Origin of the sequence: Maribacter confluentis, from assembly GCF_030505015.1 — a bacterium.
Taxonomy (GTDB): Bacteria; Bacteroidota; Bacteroidia; order Flavobacteriales; family Flavobacteriaceae; genus Maribacter; species Maribacter sedimenticola.
Window position 1 is genome coordinate 656027 of record NZ_JAUKUC010000001.1, and the last position, 12379, is coordinate 668405.

8 protein-coding genes and 1 pseudogene are annotated in these 12379 nt (G+C 35.9%); 1 reads left to right on the plus strand and 8 read right to left on the minus strand.

Annotated features, from left to right (window positions below; genetic code table 11):
• Positions 1 to 2 precede the first annotated feature (2 nt).
• From Q2T41_RS03045 to Q2T41_RS03055, 3 genes are all read right to left on the minus strand, one after another.
• Positions 3 to 653 (minus strand): ankyrin repeat domain-containing protein, encoded by a 651-nt coding sequence (locus tag Q2T41_RS03045; RefSeq protein ID WP_304434895.1) that lies wholly within the window; start codon positions 651 to 653, stop codon positions 3 to 5.
• A 43-nt stretch (positions 654 to 696) separates the two neighbouring features.
• Positions 697 to 1269, minus strand: coding sequence for a hypothetical protein (locus Q2T41_RS03050; RefSeq protein WP_304434896.1), 573 nt, complete (start codon positions 1267 to 1269; stop codon positions 697 to 699).
• Between the two features lie 183 nt (positions 1270 to 1452).
• Positions 1453 to 1587 (minus strand): hypothetical protein, encoded by a 135-nt coding sequence (locus Q2T41_RS03055; RefSeq protein WP_304434897.1) that lies wholly within the window; start codon positions 1585 to 1587, stop codon positions 1453 to 1455.
• Between the two features lie 540 nt (positions 1588 to 2127).
• Here Q2T41_RS03055 and Q2T41_RS03060 point away from each other — a divergent pair.
• The gene (locus tag Q2T41_RS03060; protein WP_304434898.1) at positions 2128 to 4191 is read left to right on the plus strand and encodes a helix-turn-helix domain-containing protein; all 2064 of its coding nucleotides are present in this window, start codon (positions 2128 to 2130) and stop codon (positions 4189 to 4191) included.
• Positions 4192 to 5091: 900 nt separating this feature from the next.
• Here the strand turns inward: Q2T41_RS03060 and Q2T41_RS03065 are convergent.
• From Q2T41_RS03065 to Q2T41_RS03085, 5 genes and pseudogenes are all read right to left on the minus strand, one after another.
• On the minus strand, positions 5092 to 5187 hold the full coding sequence (locus tag Q2T41_RS03065; RefSeq protein ID WP_304434899.1) for a hypothetical protein: 96 nt from the start codon (positions 5185 to 5187) through the stop codon (positions 5092 to 5094).
• A 187-nt stretch (positions 5188 to 5374) separates the two neighbouring features.
• Positions 5375 to 5977 (minus strand): annotated as a pseudogene (locus Q2T41_RS03070) (beta-L-arabinofuranosidase domain-containing protein).
• Positions 5978 to 6165: 188 nt separating this feature from the next.
• Complete coding sequence (locus Q2T41_RS03075) at positions 6166 to 7716, minus strand: alpha-N-arabinofuranosidase (RefSeq protein WP_304434900.1); 1551 nt, start codon at positions 7714 to 7716, stop codon at positions 6166 to 6168.
• Between the two features lie 1070 nt (positions 7717 to 8786).
• The gene (locus tag Q2T41_RS03080; RefSeq protein ID WP_304434901.1) at positions 8787 to 10970 is read right to left on the minus strand and encodes an endo-1,4-beta-xylanase; all 2184 of its coding nucleotides are present in this window, start codon (positions 10968 to 10970) and stop codon (positions 8787 to 8789) included.
• 39 nt (positions 10971 to 11009) lie between these two features.
• Positions 11010 to 12368: a glycan-binding surface protein gene (locus tag Q2T41_RS03085; protein ID WP_304434902.1), complete on the minus strand. Its 1359-nt coding sequence runs from the start codon at positions 12366 to 12368 to the stop codon at positions 11010 to 11012.
• Positions 12369 to 12379 lie beyond the last annotated feature (11 nt).

A 12379-nucleotide genomic window follows, 5' to 3' on the forward strand; every position in this document is an offset into this window, starting at 1 on the left:
GATTACTGCAACATCATCGCAATGACAGGACGGGTTTTTTCGATTTCCATCAAGTCGATTTGTAAACCTATAGGACCTAATTGTTGCTGGAGCATTTCATAAATCGGCTTTATTTCCGCAAAAGGCCCCATTACACTTTCCCTTGGGGTCATACCAAAGTTGTTCTTTGCAGTCTTATCGGCTTTTGCATCAATAAGCGACTGTACCACTTCAACCCTACAGAAAAATGCGGCTGTATGCAAAGCAGTAGCCCCGTCGTTATTTTTAACTGTTAAATCCGCACCGGCATCAATAAGCAGTTGTGCTATTTTATTTTTTCCAAAGCTTGCCGCAGTGATTAGTGGTGTGGCCCCGGTCATGGGGTCTTTTATGTTCAAATCCGTTCCTGCCGAAATATGCTGTTTAACTGCTTCAAGATTGTTAGATAGTATTGCTGTTTGAATATCGATTTCAGGTTTTGCAACCGCCGACTTGGCTTCAGTATTATTGGTTGCCCCAACTTTTGTTTTATTGTTGGACTGACCGCAAGCCGCTGTTAATAAAAGGAGAACTAACGACATGTTTACCAAGGTTCCCAAAAAATTAATTTTAAGTGTTTTAAGCATGGATTTATTATTTAAGTTTAATAGGTATTCGTGAATATTTGATTTCATGATTATGATTTTTTATGATTATTGATATTATTTTTTTCACTATTTAGAACCAGCTAAAGCCAATTCCCAAACTAAATTGCACCGCCTCTCTGTCAATGTTACTTTCTAGTTTTACCCCTCCTAGGAGCACTTTAGATTGAACATTTAAGGCAAATTTGTTTTTTCTGTACACTTCGTAGCCGGTACTCACCATAACTGCTATCCCAGTATTCCAATCATCATTTACATTGTCTTTAATATCATATAGTGCAGGCGAATCTATGGCTAAACCAGCACCACCATGTATCCACCATCGGTCTTTTACCCAGTACTGAACAGAAGGTATAATGCCACCAAAGTGTCTGTCATTATCATTAACCGTGTAAATCATTCCAGGTGCAGAAACGGTAATGGCGAAACGGTTATTTAACATATAACCGAGCTTTAATTCAGGGAAAGTTCCACCGCCTTGTGCGTCATCAAAACTTTGAGATCCCGCACTATCTTCTATACTTATAATCCCACCACCTAGACCAAATTCAAACATAAAACCATCTCGATTAAAATTGTTTTTGGCGTAGGAATTGTATTGAGCAAATGCCATTGCAGAAATTAAGGTAAAGGCAGTACACGCCATTTTTAGTATTATTTGTTTTTTGATTGTTTTAGTCTTGACTTTGTTATTTAATTTTAATAGGTATTCGTGAATCCGTGATTTCATGATTATGATTTTTGATTATTCCTTATAATTTTTATTATGACATGGGATAGACATTGATGAGGGCCTATCCCTTTATCTAATCCTATTGAACAGGTGTTCTTAATGAAGGTTCTGTCTCGATTCCGCCCAACGGATTCTCTTACTGTCCTTTAAATGGGTAAGGAAAGTGAACCTTCTGGATTCCGTAGGCGGTTGACCTGCCTGACCGGCAGGCAGATTGATGGTTATTCTCATGACTGTATTGTTTTTTGATGTTTTCTTACTGCTAGTAATTAGCGATTAAAGTTTCTGTACTGCGCCCATTGGGTTCTTTTGCTGTTGCTAAAAGATGAGAAGTACTGTCCTGTTCTTGATTCCGTTACTGTTCTTGTAATTGATGCTTTCATGATTTAATTTTTATGTTATTATAATTGTTTGAATTGTGATTAGCGACTGAAGTTCCTATACTGTGCCCATTGTGCTCTTTTGCTAATGCTTAGTAAAGAAAAGTACTGTCCAGTTCTAGATTCCGTTACCGTTCTTGTGATTGATGCTTTCATAATTATTGTTTTAAATTGTTTGTTATGATTTTTGTTGATACAAAGTTGCTGTAAAGCTTGAAGCAACACGTATGAGCTATGCGGAGGACTATGTAAAGTTTCAGGAGGCAATAAAAATTATGGCGCAAGCATATAAATTATGACGCAAAAGATGTTTTTTCCGTTGATTATTCAAACTTCAGGACAGCGTGTAGTTCCCTAGATTTTCATTAATTTAGAGCTAGTAAAAAATAAAATGTCAAGCCCATCGTCCAACAAATCAATATTTATTGAACAAGCGGAAGCTATAATTCTGGAGAATTTGGCCAACGAGCAATTTGGGGTGTCCGAACTGGCCGAGACTATGCATATGAGCCGGTCTAACCTGCTAAGGAAAATTAAGAAGCAGACTAAACTTTCCGCAAGCCAATTTATTCGTCAAGTTCGCCTTAAAGAAGCTATGGTCTTGCTCAAAGAAGATACTTCAACGGTTTCCGAAATTTCGTATCAAGTAGGCTTTGGAAGCACATCGTATTTTATTAAATGCTTTCGGGAACACTATGGATATCCTCCTGGGGAGGTTGGAAAAAACATGGTGGCTATAGAAGAGGAAAAGGATCAGACCAATTTTTTAAAGCGATATAGATGGCCTATCATTGCCGCAATATGTGGAATAGTACTAACGATCACTTTCCTGCTTTTAAATCAACAGGATGCTTTATACAATACTGTAGACAAACTAGAAATAGAACGATCGATTGCCGTATTGCCCTTTAAAAATGAAAGTGCAGATTCCACCAATCTTTATTTTGTAAACGGGCTCATGGAATCTGCTTTAAACAACCTGCAGAAAATCGAAGATTTGAGGGTCATTAGTAGAACCTCAGTTGAGAAATACAGAAAAACGGACAAGGGTATCCCCGAAATAGCTAACGAACTTAACGTTAACTATCTAGTAGAAGGAAGTGGGCAACGCGTAGGTAATCAGGTTTTACTTAATATTCAACTGATCGAAGCTTCATCGGATACTCCGATTTGGGTAGAACAGTACAATCAGGAAGTGGTGGACATCTTTGCATTGCAAAATGATGTAGCGAAGAAAATTGCCGATGCCATTGAGGCGGTTGTAACACCGGCAGAGTTGGAACAAATAGAAAAAAAACCAACTCAGAACCTAGTGGCCTACGATTATTACCTTCAAGCACTTGATCCCTTTTTTTCCAGAACGAATCAAAGTCTTCATCAAGCTATTGAATTGTTTGAAAAAGCAATTGAAGAAGATGCGGAGTTTTCAATGGCCTATGCCAACATTGCCATATCATATTATCTTCTCGAAATGTCTCAAAGAGAAAAACAGTATACTGAAAAGATTAACAGCTATGCAGATAAGGCTTTACTTTATGATTCAAAATCTGCTGAAGGCTTGGTCGCCAAGGCTTTTTATTACATACAAACAAAAGAATATCAGTTAGCCCTACCTCATCTTAACAAGGCGTTGGAATATAACCCTAATTCATCGCTGGCGGTACAAATACTTGCGGATTTCCATTTTCGTATGATTCCCAATACCAGCAAATACTTGGAGTACGCTTTGAAAGGGTTTCATCTTAATGTTGCCAGTGATTCTGTTACACAAAGCTATACCTGTTTAGGACTCAGTAATGCCCTAATTTCATCAGGTTTTATAGATGAGGCGTTAAAATATGTGAACATGTCACTAGATTATAATGCTGAAAATTATTTTGCCCCTCACCTAAAAGCATTCATCTTGTTTGCTAAGGACGGGGATGTAGAGCGGACCAGAAATTTAGTAGTTAAGGAATGGAAAAAAGATACTACTCGGCTAGACCTACTACAGGATATTGGCAAGTTGTACTATATCGAAGAAAATTATGACAAAGCCTATTACTATTTTGAAAAATTTGTCAATGCCAGAAAAGCTAGTGGTTTGAGCACTTATTTGCAGGAAAATGTAAAAATAGCACAGGTATATAAAAAGATGGGATTAGACACGGAAGCTGAGCGGCTTTTTAATGATTTCTCGGCATACTGTGAACAAGATAAGTCTTCTTACCGAAGTATAAGTCTAGTTTGGTATTATGCTTATCTGGGGAAAGTTGATGAGGCTATTGAACAACTTAGATTATTTTCCGAAATAGAAAATTATATATATTGGTTTTTATTAATTGAAGATGAGCCACTTATTAAACCCTTAAAAAGTCATCCTGAATTTGAGAGCCTCATGCAAAAAATTAAAGACCGCTTTTGGGAAAATCAGATTAAACTTAAAAAGACTTTAGAGGAAAACGAACTCATATAATGAATTAAATTCTTCTTAAACAAAGTTTATTGACTGATTTATAAAATACGGTTCGTATTATTACGCAAGTATTGCCCTATAAAATCACAGACTTTCAAAACAGCTATTTTAAAGAGCTAAACTTTTTTTAACGTAGTCCTCTATTTACTCACGATCTTTTTTAGAAATATCGTTGATTGGCTTTTTAAAGACGTTTTAATAAAAGTTTTAAACAATTATTCCATTTAACTTAAATGCTGAAAAGTTGCCATTTAGTTCTAATCCAAAGTTCCCCGAAAACTCTAAAGTTAAAACCTTATACACAGATTTTAATAGATGCTTGATAAAATCGGGACAGGTAACAGAATAAATTAGATACCTAATATCACATGCTTAGGTATAATTTTAAAGTATTTTAAAAAAAAAATAAAACCCTGTAAATATTTAATTTACAGGGCTTTAAAACATTTAGTCGGGGTGGCAGGATTACAACCTACCCCTATATTTATATCTATATCAATTAGTTACATCTTTAAATAACAAACTGTTGACCGATTTGTTGACGGTGTTTTAAATGAACTTAAAGTAAATTGACTTAATTTCTGATCGCGTAAAGATATAATTTGAGTAATTCAAAATAATAAAAGCGCATATTTTTTTATAAAATCTATCCAACAATTTCCCCGACTCTTGTTAAATCTTCACAAGACTTTTTAGAAAAGCGCGGTACACACCTCAGGAGTATCGGAATTTGAATTAAACCATGATATTTTCCACGACCATTTAAAAATTACTGATTTAAAAAAAATATTAACTGGCTATTTAACTTATACTATCCAAAGTGGTAACCTGTCTTGTCATGAACGCTATCGATTTTTCCAATATATAATGGGAAACTTCCTTATGAGGGAAATGGCCTATTTAAGCGATTATGAGCTTCTGGTATAGACCATACAGAAGCTTCATTTCATGAGTGGCACCAATACCTCCTGTAATGTACTTTTTCTTTTCTACCATGTTTTTCCATAAATTATCAATGGCATTATGGTAATCGGAATTATCTTTTTACGCAGCAATATCGGTCATGCCAGCGTACATATAAACTGCACGTACCGCATGCCCTACTGCTTCGTCTTGTTGCACCACGGGAAGATGATCCTGAGAATACTCCCCAAAAAGTTCGTGATTTTCCGGGTTACCGCAATTATCCAAAAAAATATTTTGCTAAATCCAGGTAGGCATCAGTTCCGGTAACTTCATAAAGCTTGATTAATCCTGTTTCAATAATTTGATGACCTGGTACTGTGGTTATTTTACCTTCCTCATTTCCAAAGGTTGCTACCATTAAATCCGCATTCTTTAAAGCGATATCTAAAAAGTTGTTTTTACCAGTGGCTTTGTAATGTACAACGGCTGCCTCATATATATGACCTGCATTATATAATTCATGACTAAAAGTCAAGGATTCCCAACATTTACCTTCTGTAACAGCAACCTATTCTGCAGGCGGTTATGCAGGATTTATTGTTCCCTAGGTTGTTAAGTACCCATCTGGCTCTTGGCCTACCTCATCGATACCAATCAAAGAATCCAACAACTTTTCCAAGGGAGGATTAGGCGAACTTATCAAGGAGTTTGATGCCCCTACTATCACCTTATAAACATCGGAATCATCAAAGGGCATTACTACACCTCTTACCTTGCCTTTCATTTTACCACCAGAAATCAAGAAATTATCAAACCTGCCCTCTTCCTTACATTTTTGTATGGCATAGGCGATTGTTTTATCCTGAACACGCTTAATTATAGGTAACCAAAAGTCATCGGTTAGCTTAACATTCTAAATATTTACAGGAGAAATATCATACTCAACTGTAGATTCTGAGGTAACATTTTCTGCAGAATCTTTTATAACATTCTGCTTGCACCCCAAAAAATCTTAAATAGAAGTAGCAAGGACAATTTCGAGGATTGTTGGTTTCATAATTTAACTTTTTACTTTGTTCCTTCCAATACTAATACTGAAAAGGGAGGTACGCTAACTTCTAGCAAACCTTTCTTAAACTTGAAATTCTTGAAATTTTTAGGCTCTATCTTATTTGGATCTTCAAAGGAATTATGGTCTTGTAAATTTTTAGAATTCAAAAGCGACCCTGTCATATTTTTTAGTCCCAGCTCGTTCAAATCAATGAAAACAGGAGTACCATTTTTTGTGTCTATATTGGTGAACGAAATATGGATTTTATCGTTTGCATCCTTGGAAGCAGAAACTGTTAATGCAGGTAAGGATTCTCCGTTGTAAGAATACATAGGAGAATTAAATGATAAAGGAATTAACGTGGCGTCCTGATGAACTTTGTACATGTTCATCACATGATAGGTTGGCGTTAAAATCATTTTTTCCTTATCAGTAATAATCACGGCCTGCAAGACATTTACGGCTTGAGCCAAATTTGCCATTTTTACGCGGTCTGCATGATTATTAAAAATATTCAAGTTCATTCCTGCAATCATGGCATCACGCATTGTATTTTGCTGATACAAAAAACCAGGATTGGTACCTTCCGATACTTCATACCAACCACCCCATTCATCAACGATAAGGTCAACTTCCTTATTCTTATCATACTTGTCCATAATTGCCGTATGCTTAACGATAAGCTCCTCCATTAACCAAGACTCTTTCATAGTTTTGAAATAGGTGTCTTCATTAAAATTCACATCTGGGCCCTTCGCATCCCAGTCGATAACCGAATAATGGTGAAGGGCAACCCCTTGCAACATATTTTTAGGAATGTTTTTCATCAAAACTTCCGTCCAATTGTAATCATCATTACTTGCTCCGGAAGCAATTTTATAAATACCGCCTTCCATATCGGCATCGGACATGAAGGTTACATATTTCTTATAGATATCTGCATAATATTCCGGACGCATGTTACCTCCACAACCCCAAGCCTCGTTACCTATACCCCAATATTTCACTCCCCACGGTTCGTCTTTACCGTTTTGGCGTCGTAAGTCGGACATTGGACTCTTTCCCTTGAAATTTGTGTACTGTACCCAATCTGCTAATTCTTGAACACCTCCACTACCAACATTTCCGGATAAATAGGGTTCCGCGCCAAGCTCTTCACATAAATTTAAAAAATTATGGGTACCAAAACTATTGTCCTCTGTAACTCCGCCCCACCATGTATTTACTATGGTTGGCCTTTTATCCAAATCACCAATACCATCCATCCAATGGTAGGTATCCGCAAAGCAACCGCCTGGCCATCTTAAGTTAGGAATTTTCAATTCTTTTAGGGCATCTATAATATCAAGACGTACACCAGCTGAATTCGGTATAGCGCTAGAATCACCTACATAAAAACCTTCATAAATACATCTACCTAAATGCTCTGCAAAATGCCCGTAAATATGTTTACTGATTATAGGCGGGCTTTCAATGTCTGCCAATTCAATTTTTGTCTGCCCAATTACTAATTGGCAATTGAAGATTACAATACATAATAAAATGGTCAAATTTAAATGCTTAAACATAAAAAAATAGGTTATAATTAGTGTTAACATAAGAACTACCAGAGTATAATTTTTACTCCGTTAAAACAAATGTGGTTTGATAACAAAATGTGTTGTTCTATCAGGAACAATAATAATAAAAAAAAGTGTACTTAAAACACTTAAATTTAAAAATTTAACAGGATTATCAAAAAAATCAAAATAGGTAGCTTGTAAACTTTTATTATATACTATGTCTCTCAACAATTTTGATAAAGAAAGTAAATTACTTTAAACTGTAGATTGTATCATTCTCGACTTCAGTAAAAAAAGAACATAAACTATTAGTTATATGATAGGATAAAAAGCCCGAAATAGAAAAAAAATTCTTAGTGGCTGGCGTTTTGAAAAAAGAAAACTCTATGAACTGATCATTAGAATCTAACATAGTTTTATCAGCCTTAATAATACCATTTGGAATAGCTATACCCCTAGGGTAAATAGTAACCCGACAGAACGGTTGATATCCATTGCCTAAAATGTTTTAATAAATAATGCTAGAAATTTAAAGGAACTATTGAGGTATAATCCCATTAACTTGGCTAGTTTAAAAAACGTGTCACAACTACTATTTGATTATGAGCGAATGATTGAAAAGACAATTGCACGTTTTTAAAAAAGAACTTTGAACACCCCCACAAGTTTTGAACTATTATCTTAACGATTTACAATGCGCCAACTTTAAAAAATATATAAAGTCATTCTTTCCAATAAATGGACAAAAAAAGTTTTATAAACGAATTTAATTCATCTAATAATTATAGCAATACAAAATAAAAAGACGAGTTATGCAAAAAAGGGCTTATCTGTTTCTATTTAATGAAGAAAAAACACGAACAAGAAATGGAATAAGGACTTAATTTTTAAGGTATAAAAAAATTAAGTTAATACTAGCCCCTTACATGTTTTAATCCTACGGCTAATTCAATGTAAAAAGGGTATATTTTAATTTTACATTATTGGTTATTGATGCTATAAAACCAATTTTTTTTAAAATAGAGGCACAATAAATAAATAGTGCCTCTATTATACAAATTAACTAACTACAACTTCTAATTCTGAATTTCACCTGAAAAGCCTTCACTTACATCTCTTCCTGCAAGACCATCTGCGACACCCTTATATGCAGGTTTTCTTCCGAAATTTGCATCAAAGACATTTGGAGATTCATCAGGTAACCAGAATTCATGCTCATTTTCCTTATCCGATAAATTCCATAAGGTTATTCCATATTGCTGTTCGGTAGGTACAAATTCTTTAAAAGAATCTATGACAAATTTATACATTTCGGCCTGTTGAATTAATTGTTCCAATGTAGGTGAGGCAGTACCTAGCCTCACATCTAGCTCAGATATTTTAATAAGCTTGCCGCTAGCCGCTAATTTTTTAAACATTTCTATAATATTCTCTCTATTGGTATCTAAAGAAATATGCATTTGTGTGCCAATACCATCTACAGTAGCACCTTGGCTTTCGATGTATTGTGTATATTCTATTATACCATCACATTTTGCCAGGCTAGCTTCAAGATTATAATCGTTTATAAAAAGTATATCTGTAGGATTGCCATATTGCCTGGCTAAATTAAAGGCCGTTACCGCATAATCAGGACCAAGGTATTTTACCCAATAAAAATCATCATTTGCCAATTCAGTTACATTGCCATCACGTAAACTTCCTCCTTCTTTCATAGGTTCGTTTACTACATCCCATGCAAATACATCCTCTTTATAATGACTGACCATACCTGCAATCCAATTTTCCATGGCTTCGCCTATAATAGCTGTTTTTTCTTCATCTGATTTTTCTATGATCGTAGGTTCAGAACCACCCGTTACCTCACCAGAAGTGAAAACAATATCATCTATGGTATAGGTGGTGGCAGATTCACCAAAATCAAAAATAAAACGTATTCTACCATCAGTAGTTGGAGTTACGGTTTGGGATATTTGAACCCAATCTGTACCAACAGCTATACCACCATAGTAATCTCCACTATAATCTTCACTTTGAAGCTCAAATTGCAACGTTGCCGGCGAACTTGCCTTTACCCAGAACGAGCAAGTATATTCCGTACCCATTTCTAAAGGTTGGTCGAATGTAAATACTTGTTGTGCTTCATAGCTTTGTGCTTCGGTTGGATTAGTTAATACCATGGCATAACCTGTATCACCAAAACCAGCACCTTCTACCGTTACCTCTCTTGTAGAGTTATTTCCATACCCATCCCAACCATCTAGTGTTCCGTTTTCAAAATCTCCATTTGTAATAAGGTTTACAAAAGATGGTTCTGCATCTAAATCTACTACACTGATATTATCTACATCAAGATAATACGTAACATTTGGTAAGTACCCTAAATCGAAGGCCATACCGAAAGAAGTATCCGTAAAATCACTGACCGTAAATTTAACTTGCTGCCACTGAGACGTTGTAGAAAATGATTCGGTAAACTCACCTCCCGTATTATACCAATCTTGGTAAGGGTAATTATTCTCAAGACCACTAAAAGAAATTCTTCCTTGCCCAGCTTGTTCTGATTTTATATAAAAGGAAACTTCATATGTATGACCCATAACTACAGGAATATCAGGAGTTATCAACTGCAATTCATAGGGCTGAGCAGAAGCTGTACCCGAAATCAATCGTACTGCCTGTGAGTTACCGGACAAACCGTTATCATTTATTATAGAAATACCTGCACCTGCATTAAATGCTCCCCACCCGTTCAATGTGCCATCTTTTAATCCTGACAAGTCCAACGAATTTGAACCGCTAGAACCTGGGATTACCGTTGATGCTATCAGTCCGTTTAAATAACTGGCATTTTGGTTCGCATGCCAAACCAATGTGTGACCATAAATATCAATACCTGCCTCATTCGTCAATGCCACAAAATTATCAACAGATTCAAAATTGATTTCTCCTTGTGCATTGACCATTGGACCATGCTTCATTGCATAACCAACAGTTACATCGTCATAATTCTCATTAACAAGGTTACGATATTCTACATTATTTACATATAAATCCATTATAATCCCTACTCCCAATATATTATCGGTATATGTCTTTAGAGCATCATATCTGCTGATTTTTTCATCTAAATCTAACGGCAGTTCTGCTTGAGCAACCTCATTGTCTTCATCTACAACTTCCCATTCCATAATGGTATCGTCGCAAGAGAAAAGTATTAAGGCACAAACCACAAAGCTTATCATTCTTATATTTTTCATATCTTTTTTGTTTTAAAACCGATAAACGGTTTATTAATTTTATTCAGGAAAATCACTCAGTGCCGGCACTTCCAATGAAACAATTCTCCAATTGTCCGTGTACACGGCAATGGAGGTTTCAGATGCCGCAAACACTTCATCACTATTGCTATCAATTACATTGCTTAACGCTATGTCTGAATTATTAAAGAAGAAACCGAAATTTTTAAAAGTTGCTCCTTCTCGGTATTGAAGTACATCTTCAAATGTGAACTCGCCATCAGAAAAAAGATAAAATTCACTCAATGGCACGGTTACCGTAGTCCATCCTGTTGTTTGAAAAGGTTCTACCTCCCCTTCTACAATCCAAGGAATATAATTATAGACGCCACCTGAAAATTCTCCTCCGTTGAAATTATTGATTAACAATATTTGAATAAAACCAGTTCCCTCCCAAGGTTCTGGCACATACACCTCAAACTGAAATGCAACAGAATCAACTGGTGTCGTCACCGGTATAAATGAGGTATAAGCACTTCGCCAACTTTCACTACCACTAGTAAATACTTCAGAATTACGATTAGCGCCAGCGCCAAAAGTTTCTCCATCAGCAGGACCGTGATACACATAATTACCTTGCGATATGTTCCCCTCTCCAACTGTGGCAGATTGTAATTCGTCTAGGCGTATAGTGTTACCAAATTCGCCAAGTGCACCTGTACCATCGAAATTTAGTATTAATCCGTTACGCACATTAAAATAAGAGGGAGAATACACACGACCATTCGCTGTTTCCGCTAATAAAGGTCCGCCACTATCTGGTATACCGGAAGGTACCGTTACTGTAAAAAATTCTCCATCTACCGCATCGAACGTGATACCAGTTGTAACTTCAATATTCCCTGGAAAAATAACTTTTGAAACTTCAAGCAATCCCGTTCCAAAAACTGTAATCTCCTCTCCTTCATTGGGCAGGGTGTTAGAAATATTGGTGATTGTAGGGGCAGAATCCCTAATCTCAAAAGAGTAAATAGTTTCTTCTCCTCCTCTAACTAAACGTATTGTATTTCTAGCAACTTCATCTGCATCTACGGTTGGGGTGTCTCCTGAAATACGAACCAACAATGAACTATCAGAAACGTAAACGGTATTAAAGAATGTTTCAAATCCATTAATATAGATTTTTGAAAGACCGGTAAAACCTGAACCTTGAAGGCGTAGTAGTTGGCCTAGACGAGCAAAGTTTACAGGTCTATCCTGAACAGTAGAATTTACATCTTGCAAATAAACGCCGGTGATGTTAATTGTACCATTCATAGTATCATCTTCATCACATGCCGTAAAGAATAGCACAATTAACAGCAAACCTATAGGAACTGCAGATGTGAAGATTTTTTTTAAAACAATTATATTTTTCATTTTACTGATTT